Origin of the sequence: Chitinophaga agrisoli (assembly GCF_008386695.1) — a bacterium.
Classification (GTDB): Bacteria; Bacteroidota; Bacteroidia; order Chitinophagales; family Chitinophagaceae; genus Chitinophaga; species Chitinophaga agrisoli.
In genome coordinates, this window is record NZ_VUOC01000004.1 from 1,732,915 (window position 1) to 1,748,270 (window position 15,356).

Consider the following 15,356-nt stretch of genomic DNA (forward strand, 5'->3'; position numbering starts at 1 on the left):
ACGTTTTTTATATCCTTTCCTTTACCATTTGTCTTACCTTTTCCTTTGCCCGCATATACTGGGTCTTTACGGTAGACTCCGAAATATCCAGCATGTTGGCGATCTCCCTATGGGAGTATTCTTCAAACAGGTAGAGGTTCAATACCGTCTTATACCCTACCGGTAATGCTGCAATAGCTTCCTTTACAGCTTGCACGGTACCGCTGAAACCTGCCTCATCTACGCTCTGCTCCTCCTCTACCTCTATTTCCTCCACTTCTTCAAAGTATACTTTCTTGCGGCGCAGGTGGCTTAAACAATGGTTCACCACGATACGCTTGATCCAGGCAGTTATACTGCCTGCCTGCTCTAACCGCTGAATATTACCGAACACCTGTATAAAGGCCTCCTGCAGGGTATCTTCCGCATCGCTTACATTACCTGTCATTCTCAGACAGATATTATACATCGCGGTGGAATAAGCATCGTACAACTCGCGAAAAGCGCGTACGTCTCCCTTTTTACAGCGGGCCACCAGTTGGTCTGTTACGGGCGTTGGATTCAAGTTATTGGTTAATGCTTGCATTATAAAGACGATAAGGTGTGAAAAGGTTGCATGCTTTTCTAAAAAAATCCTGAAAAGAGAAACGCGGCCTACTGAGCCGCGCTTCTTCCATCCTTATATATACCTAAAAAACCAGTAGGCTTTGATAGCTGACAGCGGGCAGTTGGGGGTGGATGAAAGGCCGGAACCACTGACTGTCAACCAATTATTTATTAGTTCCCTCCCTGCTTCACGCGGTTCTGCTCGTCTTCAAGACCGGTTTTACGGGCGCGGGCGGCTTTTACGTTGGTGTTACCAAAGCGATACGTGAAATTGAGGCGCACCTGCTGGCTTTCCCATTTGCTCATTACCCGGGTATAATAGCCGGCATTGTCAAATGTGCCCTGAAAACGTTGATTATTAAACACATCGCTCATGCTCAGCTTGATAGTGCCCTTTTTGTTCAGTATCTGCTTCTGAATACCCAGGTCCAGGCCATACATCGCTTTCATCTTAAACAGGCCTTCCTGGGAGATCTGGGGAGATACATAGAAGAACACCGCTTCTGTTGAGAAGCCTTTGGGCAGGGTAAAGGTGTGCTGGGTGCGGCCAAAGAAACCAAATGCATCCAGGTTTACCTGGCTGTTGTTCACCACGGTCTGGTACTTGCTATAGTTGCCGGACAGGTTGGTGAAGCTGCTCCACCACTTTGTAATGGGTAGCGGCATGGAGATGTTCAGGTTAAAATTGTCGGACTTGGCCACGTTCAGGAACTTATACCGCAGCACGGTGCTGTCGCCGGTAACCGGGTCCTTACCTGCCTCCACGATACGGGTGATCATATTGGTGGTATGGGCATATCCTAAGGAAGTGATCAGGAACTGCTTAAACGTATGTGTGATCTCGAAGTTGTTGGAATACTGGGGGCGCAGGTACGGGTTGCCGGCAGCGATCGTATAACGGTCCAGATAGTATTCGAACGGGTTCAGGTCTTCGTAACTGGGGCGCTGGATCCTGCGGCTGTAGGAGAAGCCCAGCTGGTGGTTCTTACTGGCAGCGTAGCTCACGAATACACTGGGAAACAGGTTAAAATAAGTAGTATCTGTAACCCGGTCCAGCGTAAGGGAATTGCCTTTTACATGGCTTTGCTCACCACGCAGGCCCGCTTGGATACCTATTTTCTTGAACTGTTTATGGAAGTTGATATAACCCGCATTGATATTCTCCTTATATATAAAGTGATTGGAGCGGTTAACATCATACACCCATTTGGTCTGGCGCAGGGAGTCAAAACGGGCGTCATTATCCGTTTCCACAAAGCTGATCTTAAAGCCGGCTTCAAACTTAGCCTGGTTTTTCAGCGGATGGGTATAATCTGCCTTGATGGTCTTAATATCAATGGTAGAGGGTGTAAGGTTGCGGGAAGTATCGCCGCGCAGGTACTCCTTACCGGTGCTGGCCCAGGTGGAGGCAAAGATATTAGACTCCTGGCTAGACCTGTTCCTGGCATAGTCCAGGTCTATATTCAGCTCCTTACCGGTGGTATCCAGTACTCCTTTATAGTTGATATTATAGGCCACCCTGTTCCAGTCGGAAGCGTTCTCTGTGCGGGTGATCAGTGTTGAATCGATCTTTTTGCCATCGCCAATGGAGGTAGTGGCGGTACCGGGGCTGCCCCAGTTATTGAAAGAGGCATCCACCATTACGCCTATTGTGTGGTTTTTGCTGAGGAAGTAATCCAGGCCTGCTTTAGCGGAGTGGTAATCTGACTTGTTCTTCATCAGGTTATACTGGTCGAACACGTTGAGTTTACCGTCAGTATTACCGGTGCGGTAGATCCCCAGGCGCTCATCATTCTCACGGTGGTTGTAGTTATAATTACCAAACAGGTTCACTTTACCATTGCGGTGGTTCAGGGTCAACCCTCCATTATAGATGGGGGAACGGCCATGACCGGCGCCCAGGTTAATACTACCGTTAGTACCGTAGTTCTTGTTCTTTTTCAGTTTGATGTTAATGATCCCGGCGTTGCCCGCTGCGTCGTACTTGGCGGAAGGATTGGCGATGAGCTCTATCTGCTCAACGTTGTTACTTGACATATTTTTCAGCAGCTGGGCAACATCCTGGGGACTCATATTGGTAGGCTTGCCATCTAACATGATGATCACGCCGTTTTTTCCTTTCAGGGAGATGTTATCATCTTTATCTACGGTAACGCCGGGAGATTTCTGCAGCACTTCCATGGCAGTTCCGCCGGCGGCTACTATACTGTTCTCCACATTCACCACCATTTTATCTGCACGTTGTTCTATAAAGGGCTTCTTGGCGGTTACGTTCACTTCTTTCAGATTTTTGGCGTCTACGGCCAGTGTAACGGGCGCTACTTCCATTGTAGCGTTAGCGCCGGTTACTTCAAACGGTTTGCTGAATTCCCGGGTCATGCCAACATATGCGGCGGCAACCAGGTACCGGCCCTGTTTAATATTCTCAAACTCATAGCGGCCATTCACATCAGCAATGGCGCCTTTTACTAAAGAGGAATCTTTTGCCTTTAACAGGGTAACAGTGGCAAATTCTACCGGTTTATTGCCGGCCTGCGTTACCTGCCCGTTTAATTTAACCGGTAACGAATTTTGTGCAAAAGCTGGTTTCAGGGCACTGACGGTGATGCTACAGAAGGTAAACAGTGCGATTAACTGTTTCATATAAGGACGGATTTATAAGTGTAAATTTCTTTCGAACAATAGTTTGTTTAGATATATAGAACCTTTCTTTGACAACTACAGTGTAAAGGTAGGTATTATGCATTGCATAGTACATAGTTTTACACAAACGGTAGCTAAATGGGGACGATTGGTAAAAAAACTGATCCGGAACATTTAAAAAGACGATTGAACACTACATAAGTTGCAAGGTTTCTGCTTTACGCTCTGGCTGATCAACTGATCCCGTTAATCATTGGCTACTGTTTGGCAATTCTTTTTCCTGTTATTGACGAGTCAAAGGTATCCCTGCCCTCCCTGAGGGACAAAGCATTTTAGGTGAAATGGAGGTTTTAGCCGGTAAGTGGCGGCAAATTGGTAGGTTCCGGTAAAAATAACCGGTGAAAACGGGTACGAACGTGTTATTACGCTGATCAGCGCAGGCTTACAGCCTCCTCAATAGGCCCTGTACACCGGTAAATACCTCACAAGGCAATTATATCAATGACGGCTAAATAAGGACTTCATCTGCGCACACGCATGAGCACATTAGTTTTCCCAGCTAATGCGATCCAGCCACCCGGCCTGTTTCTGCTGCAACAGCTCAAACAGTAGGCGTTCTTCCTTACGGATATGCTCTTCCAGGCTGCGGGCCAGTTGGTCCATGGCATCCTCGAGGTCTGTATTTTCCGTAAGCGCGCTGTACATGCGGGAGATCTGCTGGTGCTCCGCGGTAAGCTCCTGTATAAGGGCATCCAGTTCGGCGTCTTTACCAGCGCAGGACTCAAAGAGATATTCTTCTTTCTGGATATGCGGCACCATTACTTCCTGGAAAACTTTTACGATATACGCCAGTTTAGCCTGCGTTTCCAGTGGAAAACCTTCATAAGCCGCCGCATCTTTTTTCAGGTAACGGCATACAAATAACAGGCGCTGATGTTCATGCGACAATGGCACTAAAGCAGGATGTCGATACATAGGAGATCAGGAAGTGGTTTTTGCAGAATAGACTTTACGGCTGTACCAGATGAGCACTGCCCCTCCTATTACCATCAGGGAGGAAATGATCTCTGCCTGTGTAGGATGGAAACCGAAAATACTATACCGGGTGTTCACCCTTATTTTTTCAATAAAGAATCTTTCAATACCGTTAAGCATCAGGTAGATGCCGAAGATAACGCCCGGGATGGTGATCTTCTTACGGATGCTCCATAATACAAGGAACAATAAAATGCAGACAATGATCTCATATAACGCCGTAGGATATACGGGTACCGCCAGCATATGGCAATACTTACCATCACAGCCTGGAATAGGAATACCCTCGTTCACTACGTTATGAGGATAGTTATAGGCCCAGGCCCAGTTGGGCAGCCAGGAAAAAGGATTAGGACGGGGGTTATTAATACCCCAGTCACCGTCGCCGGCAAAGTGGCACCCCATACGACCTACGCCATAGGCCAGCATCAGTGCGGGAGCCGCGCTATCTATCAGGTGAAAAGTGTTGATGTGTTTTTTATTAGCGTATCTTATAATAACAATAGCCGCCACTATTAACCCGCCATAAAACGTAAGACCGCTGAAAGAGATCAGGGAGCCCCAGGGATCCTGGACAAAATCGTTCCAGTTCTCCAGGTTATGGAATATTTTGGCGCCTATCAAACCGGCTATCGCCGCCATAACGGTAAAATCCGGTACCCGCTGATGAGGCATTACCACGATCGTCTCTTTTTTAGGAGCGGCGGTGGCTTTCTTCTTCTTATCATTATATTTCAACCAAACCAGCCCCGCGCCCAGTACAATACCGGCAATCCAGTTACCCTGGCCGGACATCACAAATCCCTGTACATCCTGGGATACTGTGCCCCAATCCAATAAAGCGCCTATGACCTTAAATCCCAGGAGAAAACCCAGCACGCCATTCCATACCAGTTCAGGAGCAGTAGCCGCCTTCCCGGTCTCAATGGTTTCCTGTACGCCTTGTAACCAGCCCAGGCGCTCCCGTCTCCTCAATTCAACGGTCAATACGTAGGCAGCCGCCAGGAAAGCGATTGCTACGAAGAAACCAAATGTCTGGAAGATTTTCAGGAAAGGGAGTTCAGCGCCGAACAGGTCTTTAAACGCGTAATATAAATTAGGATACATAATGGCTATAAAAAATTTGGTGATCTGAGTTTTCCTATGAACAAAGCCGAATTAATCAAAAGGAAAATCAAACCACCAAAGTAAGCTGTAAAAATCGCAATTTCCAAATTCCCCCTGTTAAGAGGAAGGGAATTTTTAGCAGTACTGCTCAAAAGCGTCTGCAAGATTAGCGGCAATCATCTGCGCAGGACGGCCTTCTATCATGTGACGCTCAATGAAATGTACCAGCTCGCCGTTCTTAAATAGTGCGATAGAGGGAGAAGAGGGCGGGTAAGGTAACAGGTGCGAACGGAGCTGTTGTACAGCCGCCATATCAAAACCTGCAAAACTGGTGGCAAGACGATCAGGTTTCTTTTCGCTGTGCGCTACAGCCAGCAATACACCCGGACGGGCAGTGCCAGCGGAGCAGCCGCATACAGAATTGATCACTACCAGCGTAGTACCTTCTTTCTTCAATGTGTCATCTACTGCCTGAGGGGTCAGCAGTTCTTCAAAGCCATTATCTGTTAACTCTGCCTTCATTGGCATTACTAATTCCGCAGGATACATATCTCTATAATTTTTACTTGTTTTTTAGGAATTTTTGATCCCACAAAGTTAATTATATCGCTCCACTTTTTAAAACAATCATTCCAAAAAGACTTTTTGTCATATAAATCAGTTAAAATAAGACATAGTGTCACGACCCCTAGGGCAAATACTGGCAATTTTTCTCTTTTTATGCCATGGTATTCCATTTGATTATGTTCAGGCGTTGACGAACAAAAACAAATAACTCAGTCAAACCAAAAAAACTTTATAAGCTATGACACTCGTAAAATTTAATCATCACCCTGCACACAGAACATTTGGCGGCTTAATCGACGAAGTATTTAATAATACCGCCCGCGTATGGAAAGACGATGTGCTGACCAACGATTTCTTTGGTACCTATCCCCCGGTAAACATCCAGGAATCCAAAGAAACTTATGCACTGGATATATTAGTGCCCGGCTGGTCTAAGGAAGACTTCAAAATTAACCTGGAGAACAACGTGCTGACCATCAGCGCCGAAAAGAAAGCAGAACAGAAAAATGAAGACCAGAAGCAGATCCGTCGTGAATTCAGCTTCCGCTCCTTCAAACGCTCTTTTAGCCTTGACGAAACAGTAGATGCTGAAAAGATCCAGGCTAAATATGAAAATGGAGTGCTGCAGGTACAACTGCCTAAGAAAGAGCAGGATTTACCTAAAAGCAAGTCCATCACAGTTGCTTAAGTGTTAAGGATCAATAGATTTAGTGGATTTTGTCAAGTCCTGGAGGTTATCTTCCGGGACTTTTTTCATTTATACCCCGTCAAATACTATTATATAATTCACACAAACGTTTAACGGCTATGCTATTTTAATATGATAATTTGCCTTCTAACCAAACTAATATGGCACGCAAAGCCAAATACAGGTGGGCAATAGCCGGAAAACTCTATAACGCAGTTGAGAAAGCTGTGATAGGCACTGCGTTACGAAAAAGCGCGGACAGCCGGGAGCATCAAAATATCAAGCTGATATTTGACTATGTCTTCTTTCACATCCTGCTTATCCTGCCGGAGATCTTCTTTACGCTATACTATCAAAATACCACACAATTACTACTTTATCCCTTTTTCCTGCTTATGTGCCTGCTGTGCATGGCCATGCTGAAAAAGCGGGTACCCACGCAAACCACCGGTGCGGTGGCGGCATTAAGCACGCTTTCGTTTTCTATAATGTCCTCGTTCCTTAATAATCAGGACATTTCCCTGCTGTACGCCATTATCTGGATCTTGAGCATCTTCTTTTGCTATCTCACCACCAACCTGACTACCACCCTGTTACTGGGCAGTCTGTTGTGTGGTTACCTGGGACTGGCAGCTTTTATTAAGAGCAGCCACCTGGTGCTATTCCCTTCCCCTGCATACACCACGGAGAACATTTACGGGGCGGCGCCTGTGCTAACAGCCTTATTTATCCTGTTCATTATCCGGGTACTGGGGCGCCATTACCATAATATTATGATCCTGGAGCAGCGGCGCACTATGCAGCAGCAGAAACAACATTCCGCCCTGATCCGCCAGAACCTTACCAAACAGTTCATCCTGGTAAAGGGCCTTTCCCGCTCCGGTAAGACCCGTTACCTGGAAGGTGATCTGGAACTGCTGGAGGCCTGCTTTACGGAGATAGAGAAACAATGCGAAACAGCCATCGGCCTGCTGCAGCACTCCAATCTTGAAGAGGGTACAAATAAAAAAGCTCCCCAGTAATGCTGAAGAGCCTATTCCATGGCATGGGTTAAGGAAAAAATTTCAAAGGCGTTAGGGAAAAATAAGACGGATGAATTCTGGAGACCACAAAGATATGTCACCCCTTCCCTATTCCGTAATACCAAAAAGTTGTAATTTTTAACATTCCTTTCACTTATTATTTACTTTAATATGTTACTGATTTCTTCTCTGCGCCCCTTGTTCCTTTTATTGCTTTGCTGGAGCACCAACACTACGCCGAAGGCAGCCCCATTGCAGGATGGCGAGGAGGCAGCCGTTAAAAAGACCATTGGACAATTGTTTGAAGGCATGCATAAGGGCGATAGCAGTCTGGTAAAGGGCGCGTTCGCCCCGGGCGCCGTACTGCAGACCATCAGCAGTCCGGCTGGCAAACCGGTTGCGGTACGGACTGAACCATTACAGGAGTTCCTTAATGCGGTAGGTAAGCCTCACACGGACGTGTGGGATGAACGTATCGAATACGGGCATATCGCTATTGATGATAAGCTGGCCAGTGTATGGACGCCCTATAAATTTTACTTGGGACAGCAGTTCAGCCATTGCGGAGTAAACTCCTTTCAACTGGTAAAACTCGAGGAAGGCTGGAAGATCGTGTACGTGATAGATACCCGGAGAAAGCAGTGTAACTGATAGTATTTTCACCATTTAGGCGCAAGTATATCTTAAGCGAACCTCAAGCGAACCTAAACCGAAGGAGCGCCCTTCCTGGAACTTGTTAAAATACTATTACAAAAAGTAAACCCCTCCAAAAATGGAGGGGTTTTCAGGTGGATTACTAACCCATTTTTTTAATAACCCAAAATCTTTAACATACTCTGGGCGCTCTGCTCTTTGGCATACAGCCAATCCTTGAGCTGCCCGTTTTTGTCGTATCCTACAATTACGTGTTTCGGTGATGGGATGAGGCAGTGTTTAATACCTCCATAGCCGCTTAGCTGATCCTGGTAGGCGCCTGTATGGAAGAAGCCGATGTACAACGGCTCCCCATTACTTAGCTTGGGCAGGAACACCGCGTTGATATGCTCTTCCGAAGTATAGAAGTCATACCCATCGCAGGTAAGCCCTCCCAGGTGCACCTCCTGGTACTCCTGGTCCCATTTGTTGATGGGCAGCATCAGGAACTTTTCCCCTATGCCCCAGGTATCCGGCAGTGTAGTAATAAAAGAGCTGTCAATCATATACCAGTTCTCACGGTCGTTCTGCATCTTCTCGCCTATTACACTGTATATCACTGCGCCGCTTTCGCCTACTGTATAAGAACCAAATTCTGTGTAGATGTCCGGTACGGGTACCTTGTTCTTCTTACACACATTCTTGATAGTGGCTACGATCTCGTTTACAATGTAGTTATAATCGTAGTCAAAACCGAGGGAATGTTTAATCGGAAAACCTCCTCCTATATTAATACTATCCAGTTCCGGGCAGATCTTCTTCAATTGGCAGTAAAGGTTCAGCACCCTGTTGAACTGGCTCCAGTAGTAAATATCGTCCTTAATACCTTTGTTCATGAAAAAGTGCAGCATTTTCAGCTCGAACTTATCATTGCCTTTTAACTTATCAACATAGAACTCCAGTATATCACGGGAGCGGATGCCTAAGCGGGACGTATAAAAGTCAAAGGTGGGCTCCTCTTCAGCTGCTATCCGGAGGCCGAGTTTAACCGGCTCCTTAGGGCGTACATGCTTCTGGTACTCCTCCAGCTCTTCCTTATTATCCAGCACGGGTATCACATTCTTGAAGCCGCTGTTAATAAGGCGGGATATTGCCCGGGTATATGATTTGGTCTTATATCCGTTGCAAATTACAAAGGTCTCTTTACTTATCTTCTTCCGTTCGTATAATTTATTGATAATATCAATATCGTATGCGAAAGATGTTTCGATATGCACACCATGCTTCAACGTTTCCTCCATAATAAAGGAGAAGTGAGAGCTCTTGGTGCAGTAACAATAATAATAATTCCCGTCGTACCGGTTCTTTTTAATGGCATCCTGGAACATCTTTTTGGCCTTGTTCACCTGCATTCCAATTTTGGGCAGGTAGGTCAACTTGAACGGCGTGCCATATTTATCGATCAACGCCTTAATATCCAGTCCATTAAACTCCAGGTAGTTATCCTTCACCTCAAATCCATCCTGGGGGAATTCAAAGGTTTGATTCACGAGATCCGTGTAGGTGTTGTTCATCTAAATCTGTGAATGAATTTTAGGTTAATAATAAAATTTAAACTCAGGCTTAGCTGGAAAACTCCTGGTTTACACACCTACGTCAGTTCGAAACCCAGCAAAATTGGTTGCAAAGCTAAATATTTTGTTCTATTGCCGGGACAAAAAATTTTCATCTTTTTGGGGGGAACGGTCATATAAGAGTAAATAATTACGAATCAACATATTAAGTAGGTAACAGGGAATTTAACGCGGGGAGATTGACTGGCGCATTATTGAGCCAACCAGATATTAACTATCTGTATATCAAATAGTTATTGATTCCCACAGCTACCTCCTGACCCCGGTAGCAATTAACCGGCTCATGTTCAAATGGTTAGTAAGATCAAAAGGCCGGCTTCCGGGTGCTTACGACAGTACATAAGGTATAGGTAAACCCACCTTTGGCGTCTGGCAGTGGATGGCTAAACAGCATGCATTCGCTGCCAGATACCCAATAACCATCCATTGCCCTTTTTCCACCGGTAAATACCAGGCCTGGCCCCTGCCGGTCGTCAATACATAATACCGGCCGCAGCTGTATTTACACTGGTAACAACTGCCTTGTCTGCTTTAGCGTAACGGATTCTGCTGCAGCATGGCCAGGCTGTGTTTGCCTTCGCAGAAGATCAGGTCCAGTATACTCAGGTTGGGTATAAACCCCGTTCTCTCCTGGAACACCTGGGTGTATTCCGGACCCTGCCATTGCGCTTCCCGGGCAGCCGGTTTTAGAAAGTCCCGGCTATCAGTAATGCCGGTAGCTGGGTCATACTTCTTTTCATACTTGTCGGTAAAAGTTATCTCACCATCATACCCCAATATCCGGTTAGCCCATTCGAAGCATGCCATATTCCAATCCAACAGGAATTCGAACGGCTTTTCATAAAGTCCCTGGAGATCGTCTTCATAATATTCGAACCAGGGGGAACGGCGGTAAGCAGACACCAGGGTCTTCCAATGGAGGTCTTGCCATTTTTCTTCATTGCTGATCCGGACATCCTTCATGACGGTCCGCTGGTTTTTTCCTTTGGCCAGGGGAACGCTCAAAAGGATAGGACCATTAGGCCCTGCAATGTAGCAACGGTTGCGATAACTGAGCTTTTGATAGTGCTCATATCTCTCTATCTGTAATATGTGGTGTTTAATTAAAGTTGTATAGTAAGAAATTACTGGAAAGTATTGTGATTCAATGATTAATGTTGTGTTATTTGCTAGTTCTGTCATAATGTCAAAATTTGTAACGAACGATGTAAAAACCTATGATATCAGTTGTTGAGCATTCTAAGATTATCCAATTAATAATTCACTTTAAGTACCTGTAAAACAGTTCATAGAAAAATAAAAAATATGCTATAAAAGTTAGCAAAATGGCTGTTAAAGCAAAATTTTAGATGAATGCAAAAATACTAAAGTAATTAGTACCTTTTTTATTCATTTTCAAGCTGTTTTAAAGCTTTAAGTGAAACATGAGGCGGAGGGTTAAGGAAGCGGAATTAAGTGTAAATCTGGAGAAAAACGATACGGCTGGGGTTGGTATGCTCCTGCCCCGGCAGTTAAAAAATGGTCCTACACTCGATAAGGATGGGGCTGGTTAATTTGGATTCTGGTTGTCGTAATTGATAAACCTTGAGATGAGAAATTCAATTTTATAACCGGGTTCTATCGGTAACAACAGAGAAGATATTGATCCCAAAAACAGGTAAACTGGCAGCGGCGCGATCGTCTAAAATCGGCATTAAACGATTTAATATGACTGAAAATCGAACTGATTTAACGCCGGAAAATATGAAAATCGACCAGTTAATAGATTGGAATTTGCCGATTTCGATGAGGGAAAAACAGGGTTAGATTGGTTCAAAAATAGTCGAAGTTGACTGATTATTGTTGATGGTAATCGACAATTCCCGATATTAAGTGCCAAATATTGCGTTAAGATTTGCCGATAAATGGGAAGAAAATTGATCCCCCTGAGGTAGGATAAATCGGAATTTGTCGATATTAAAGCAGGATATTGCCTTAATATCTGTTGGTAATTGGGAAGAAAATCGATCCATCTGTGGCGATATAAATCGGCTTTTGTCGATATTAAACGACAAATATTGCGTTAAAATTTGCTGGTAAATGGAGAGGAAATCGATCCATCAGCGGCGACAAAAATCTGCATCGCTGGCATCACAAATCGGCCTTTATCGATATTAAACGTCAGATACTGTGTTTACCTTGCCGTCAAATGGGAGGAAAATCAATCCCTATTATTAGCGATATAAATCGGCATTTGTCGATTTGAAGTACCAAATGCTGCGTTTAATTTGCCCCATGAATAGAAAAATCGATCCATTATTGGCAACATAATTTGCAGAAAATGCATTGAGAATATGGTTTGCAATGATAATAAATGGGATAAAATGTAACTCCCAGATCGGATTTTAGCGATACCGGATGATGTCAATGCGAAGCCTGAGCGTCACGTAAAAAAGCCGGCTACCGAGCATAAACTACAAAAAAGGTATCATTCCCCTACTTTTTCACTTGGTAAAATAGTATCAGTTCTTCCCTTTCATCTTTCGTTTACCATTCCATATTTGTTTAGATTTTGTGAATTTTATGAGGCTGCTTTCGGGGCTACCGGTATTTCGGTTAATTTTGGCGCATGAAGAAAAGTCTCCGTCTTATTCTAGTGATATTAGCCGTTTGGGGCATGGCCAGTTCCTGCGAGAAAGTTAAAGATCTGCAGTTTGTGCGGGTAGCCGGTATAGCCCTTGATAACCTTGGTTTTAGCAAAAGTATTGTACGGATGACTCTGGCTTATTATAACCCTAATAACTTCAATCTGCAGCTAAAGGATGCGGATTTTGATCTTTTCTTCGATGATACCCAGGTAGGCCACTCCATACAGGATACTGTGATCCGCATACCGGCAAAGGACACTTTTTACTTCCCGGTAAAGCTGGAAGTAAATATGGAGAACGTCTTCAAAAATGCCTGGAGCGCTTTGGCCAATAAAGAGGTTACTATCAGGGCCACCGGGAATTGTAAGGTAGGCAAAGGAGGCATTTATTTTCCATTCCCTATTAAATGTGAAACCACCCAGCCGTTAAAATTCTTCTAATCAGCGCCAAGAGGTTTTCCGCACCGTGATGAGGTTACCATTGCTATTTATGCAGGGGCAATGATTGTCTTCAACGGTATTTAGAGATTGTCTTCAGCGTTATTTATACGCTCATTCCATCATGCATAGGCTTGATAATCCGCAGATTGCAACGATGTCGATCTGATATTGGTCCGCAGGTCTGCTTATAACTTTATCCGTTAATCCCTCTGCCCGTTAACCGATTTCAGGATATCAATAATTTGCAGGATATGCTTGCTTTCAGCCAGTTCTTTTATAGGGGATAGATCCAATACCTCCCTGCGTACCCGGTTCAGGGTGGCGAGATCAATGGTGGTGATCAACTCATGTTTCAGGTAAATCCATAAGGCAATAGCCGTTTTCAGGACGGTGGCTTTTACGCGTACGCTATCCGGGGAATAGCGTCCGGGATGCAGGTGGATGTACCGCTCCTCCTCCTTCCCTGCCCGTAAGATCCATGCGGAATGATCCGATAGGATGATAGTACGGTAACCGTGATGGTCCTGCAGCCAGCTGGCGTATTGAGTGTGCGAGGTAATGCCGTTTGCTGCTAATGCCAGGATGGTCTCCCGGGCAATGTCTGTTTCACTTAGCCGCCCCAGGTAGAGGTCCATTTGTGAATTGCCCAGCACTTTTAGCCGCTGCGGCAGCTCCGCCACCGGACAAGAGGCTATTAAATGACCGATGGCCCCCAGGTGGTGTTTCAGGGCGTTGAATAATACGTTATGCGTGCCGGGAATTGACATATTGCGCTGGGAATTGGAATTTTAAGCCAGATCTCTAAACCAGAGATTGGATTTAAAGCCGGGAATTGGAATTTAGCCAGGAATTGGAATTTAGCCAGGGATTGACTAATAAAGTCTGTGTTGACATGTCCCCCTGGTTGACATAAAAAAATCCCGTTCCAGTGTTACCGGAACGGGATCCATATCTCTTGTTTGATAAACTACTTATGTTTGGGATGCCCACCACCGTCTTCCGGTTTCTTGCAGCAGGTAGGCAGCCTGTTATAGGCCTCTGTATCAGCAGTTACGTTGTCCGCATCAAAGCCGGCATTGGCAATGGCAGTTTTCACGTTCTCGATATTGGTGCGGTCAGAGTAAAATTTAACCGTAGCGAGCTGTTTCTTAAAGTCCACTTTGGTGGAAGCAACGCCTTCTTCGCGCAACATGTACTTTTCAATAATGTCTTTGGCTTCCTGGCATTGTACGGTAGGTGTACTGATCTTAGCGGTAACGAGTGTGCCTTTCTTGGATTGCGCCATGGCAGTGCCTGCGAAAGCAATCAGCATTACCATTACTAACTTGATGATACGCATAAAAAAAAATGTTTTAACACCGAAAGTTAAGGAAAAATATCACCACCTGCACAATTGCGTACCGGTACATCTGCACAATTATTTTATCATCTTCCCCATTGGTCGGGACCGGTGCGCCAGGCTTCCAGGGTGCGTTGCTCGTCCGCGGATACTGTTCCTTTTTCTACTGCCAGCTCTATCAATGCGTTATAATTACTGAGGGAGCGGAAAGGCACGCCCGCTTCGGCAAATGCCTGCACGGCTATATCAAAACCATAATTGAAGATGGATACCATACCAATTACTTCCCCTCCTGCCTCCCGGATGGCCTGTACGGCTTCCAGGCTGCTTTTGCCGGTAGAGATCAGGTCTTCTACCACTACAACCGGCTGGCCGGGCTGCAATACGCCTTCGATACGGTTGCCCATACCGTGTTCCTTGGGTTTGGAGCGTACATAGATAAAGGGCAGCTTCAGCTGGTCTGCCACCAGGGCGCCATGCGGTATACCTGCAGTGGCTACACCGGCAATAACGGCGGCATCCGGGTACTCGCTGAACACTACGTTGCACAGCTCGGACTTAATATAGTCGCGTACGTAAGGGAATGATAACAATTTACGGTTATCGCAGTAAATGGGCGATTTCCAGCCGGAGGCCCAGGTAAAGGGCTCAGCCGGGCGCAGTTTTACCGCCTGCACCTGGAGCAGCTTTTCGGCTACCTGTTTTTCACTGATATTACTCATATGGGGGGCAAAATTATGGCATCGCGCCATTTTTTGCGGTTTTTATTTGGAAATTGATGGAGTTTGCTGGTGTTCTTTACCTGCTGCAGGCCGCAGCCCTGATGCCAGCGCTGTTCCGGCGGAGCCGGAATGCTAAAGGACATACAGCTTCGTAATCAAAAACTGCCAGACCGGGCCGTCCTCCAGTGGAGCCCGCTAACTCTTCACTGCCATCACAACTGACCTGATAAAAACCGCTAGCTCTCAGGCGCCCTCCCAATGGAGCCCGCTAATCTCACTGCCATCACAACTGACCTGATAAAAACCGCTAGCTC

At 45.6% G+C, this 15,356-nt stretch carries 14 protein-coding genes; 4 read left to right on the forward strand and 10 right to left on the reverse strand.

Annotated features, from left to right (window positions below; genetic code table 11):
* Window positions 1-7: 7 nt before the first annotated feature.
* The 5 genes from F0L74_RS26035 to F0L74_RS26055 form a co-directional block, all read right to left on the reverse strand.
* Window positions 8-544, reverse strand: coding sequence for an RNA polymerase sigma factor (locus tag F0L74_RS26035; RefSeq protein WP_188316164.1), 537 nt, complete (start codon window positions 542-544; stop codon window positions 8-10).
* A 212-nt stretch (window positions 545-756) separates the two neighbouring features.
* Entirely contained in the window at window positions 757-3,228 is a 2,472-nt protein-coding gene (locus F0L74_RS26040; protein WP_149840834.1) for a TonB-dependent receptor, read from the reverse strand.
* Window positions 3,229-3,774: 546 nt separating this feature from the next.
* Entirely contained in the window at window positions 3,775-4,203 is a 429-nt protein-coding gene (locus F0L74_RS26045) for a hemerythrin domain-containing protein (RefSeq protein ID WP_149840835.1), read from the reverse strand.
* A 6-nt stretch (window positions 4,204-4,209) separates the two neighbouring features.
* Window positions 4,210-5,370: a prolipoprotein diacylglyceryl transferase gene (locus tag F0L74_RS26050; RefSeq protein WP_149840836.1), complete on the reverse strand. Its 1,161-nt coding sequence runs from the start codon at window positions 5,368-5,370 to the stop codon at window positions 4,210-4,212.
* Between the two features lie 135 nt (window positions 5,371-5,505).
* Window positions 5,506-5,919, reverse strand: a complete 414-nt coding sequence (locus tag F0L74_RS26055) for a BrxA/BrxB family bacilliredoxin (RefSeq protein WP_149840837.1) — start codon at window positions 5,917-5,919, stop codon at window positions 5,506-5,508.
* Window positions 5,920-6,175: 256 nt separating this feature from the next.
* On the opposite strand from F0L74_RS26055, the gene F0L74_RS26060 reads away from it, so the two are divergent.
* The 3 genes from F0L74_RS26060 (at window position 6,176) to F0L74_RS26070 (ending at window position 8,298) form a co-directional block, all read left to right on the forward strand.
* Window positions 6,176-6,625: an Hsp20/alpha crystallin family protein gene (locus F0L74_RS26060; RefSeq protein WP_149840838.1), complete on the forward strand. Its 450-nt coding sequence runs from the start codon at window positions 6,176-6,178 to the stop codon at window positions 6,623-6,625.
* A gap of 161 nt (window positions 6,626-6,786) precedes the next feature.
* Window positions 6,787-7,647 (forward strand): hypothetical protein, encoded by an 861-nt coding sequence (locus F0L74_RS26065; RefSeq protein WP_149840839.1) that lies wholly within the window; start codon window positions 6,787-6,789, stop codon window positions 7,645-7,647.
* Between the two features lie 171 nt (window positions 7,648-7,818).
* Window positions 7,819-8,298, forward strand: coding sequence for a nuclear transport factor 2 family protein (locus F0L74_RS26070; protein ID WP_149840840.1), 480 nt, complete (start codon window positions 7,819-7,821; stop codon window positions 8,296-8,298).
* A 158-nt stretch (window positions 8,299-8,456) separates the two neighbouring features.
* Here the strand turns inward: F0L74_RS26070 and F0L74_RS26075 are convergent, their stop codons facing one another.
* Both F0L74_RS26075 and F0L74_RS26080 read right to left on the reverse strand, forming a co-directional pair.
* A complete protein-coding gene (locus F0L74_RS26075) occupies window positions 8,457-9,854 on the reverse strand; it encodes a type III PLP-dependent enzyme domain-containing protein (RefSeq protein WP_149840841.1) in 1,398 nt (465 codons plus the stop codon).
* A 591-nt stretch (window positions 9,855-10,445) separates the two neighbouring features.
* The gene (locus F0L74_RS26080) at window positions 10,446-11,096 is read right to left on the reverse strand and encodes a WbqC family protein (protein WP_149840842.1); all 651 of its coding nucleotides are present in this window, start codon (window positions 11,094-11,096) and stop codon (window positions 10,446-10,448) included.
* Window positions 11,097-12,522: 1,426 nt separating this feature from the next.
* Here F0L74_RS26080 and F0L74_RS26085 point away from each other — a divergent pair.
* A complete protein-coding gene (locus F0L74_RS26085; RefSeq protein ID WP_149840843.1) occupies window positions 12,523-12,981 on the forward strand; it encodes an LEA/WHy family protein in 459 nt (152 codons plus the stop codon).
* 200 nt (window positions 12,982-13,181) lie between these two features.
* Here F0L74_RS26085 and F0L74_RS26090 read toward each other — a convergent pair whose 3' ends face one another.
* The 3 genes from F0L74_RS26090 to pyrE form a co-directional block, all read right to left on the reverse strand.
* Window positions 13,182-13,748 carry a hypothetical protein gene (locus F0L74_RS26090; protein ID WP_149840844.1) on the reverse strand — a complete coding sequence of 189 codons (567 nt, stop codon included), beginning with the start codon at window positions 13,746-13,748 and terminating at the stop codon, window positions 13,182-13,184.
* A 200-nt stretch (window positions 13,749-13,948) separates the two neighbouring features.
* Window positions 13,949-14,320: a heavy-metal-associated domain-containing protein gene (locus F0L74_RS26095; RefSeq protein ID WP_149840845.1), complete on the reverse strand. Its 372-nt coding sequence runs from the start codon at window positions 14,318-14,320 to the stop codon at window positions 13,949-13,951.
* A gap of 86 nt (window positions 14,321-14,406) precedes the next feature.
* A complete protein-coding gene (gene pyrE, locus F0L74_RS26100) occupies window positions 14,407-15,042 on the reverse strand; it encodes an orotate phosphoribosyltransferase (RefSeq protein ID WP_149840846.1) in 636 nt (211 codons plus the stop codon).
* Window positions 15,043-15,356 lie beyond the last annotated feature (314 nt).

What these genes read in the sequence shown, in the direction of transcription:
- F0L74_RS26040 (WP_149840834.1), bottom strand. Translation starts at nt 3,228, where the DNA reads ATGAAACAGTTAATCGCACTGTTTACCTTCTGTAGCATCACCGTCAGT.
- F0L74_RS26045 (WP_149840835.1), bottom strand. Translation starts at nt 4,203, where the DNA reads ATGTATCGACATCCTGCTTTAGTGCCATTGTCGCATGAACATCAGCGC.
- F0L74_RS26050 (WP_149840836.1), bottom strand. Translation starts at nt 5,370, where the DNA reads ATGTATCCTAATTTATATTACGCGTTTAAAGACCTGTTCGGCGCTGAA.
- F0L74_RS26055 (WP_149840837.1), bottom strand. Translation starts at nt 5,919, where the DNA reads ATGTATCCTGCGGAATTAGTAATGCCAATGAAGGCAGAGTTAACAGAT.
- F0L74_RS26060 (WP_149840838.1), top strand. Translation starts at nt 6,176, where the DNA reads ATGACACTCGTAAAATTTAATCATCACCCTGCACACAGAACATTTGGC.
- F0L74_RS26065 (WP_149840839.1), top strand. Translation starts at nt 6,787, where the DNA reads ATGGCACGCAAAGCCAAATACAGGTGGGCAATAGCCGGAAAACTCTAT.
- F0L74_RS26070 (WP_149840840.1), top strand. Translation starts at nt 7,819, where the DNA reads ATGTTACTGATTTCTTCTCTGCGCCCCTTGTTCCTTTTATTGCTTTGC.
- F0L74_RS26075 (WP_149840841.1), bottom strand. Translation starts at nt 9,854, where the DNA reads ATGAACAACACCTACACGGATCTCGTGAATCAAACCTTTGAATTCCCC.
- F0L74_RS26080 (WP_149840842.1), bottom strand. Translation starts at nt 11,096, where the DNA reads ATGACAGAACTAGCAAATAACACAACATTAATCATTGAATCACAATAC.
- F0L74_RS26085 (WP_149840843.1), top strand. Translation starts at nt 12,523, where the DNA reads ATGAAGAAAAGTCTCCGTCTTATTCTAGTGATATTAGCCGTTTGGGGC.
- F0L74_RS26090 (WP_149840844.1), bottom strand. Translation starts at nt 13,748, where the DNA reads ATGTCAATTCCCGGCACGCATAACGTATTATTCAACGCCCTGAAACAC.
- F0L74_RS26095 (WP_149840845.1), bottom strand. Translation starts at nt 14,320, where the DNA reads ATGCGTATCATCAAGTTAGTAATGGTAATGCTGATTGCTTTCGCAGGC.
- pyrE (WP_149840846.1), bottom strand. Translation starts at nt 15,042, where the DNA reads ATGAGTAATATCAGTGAAAAACAGGTAGCCGAAAAGCTGCTCCAGGTG.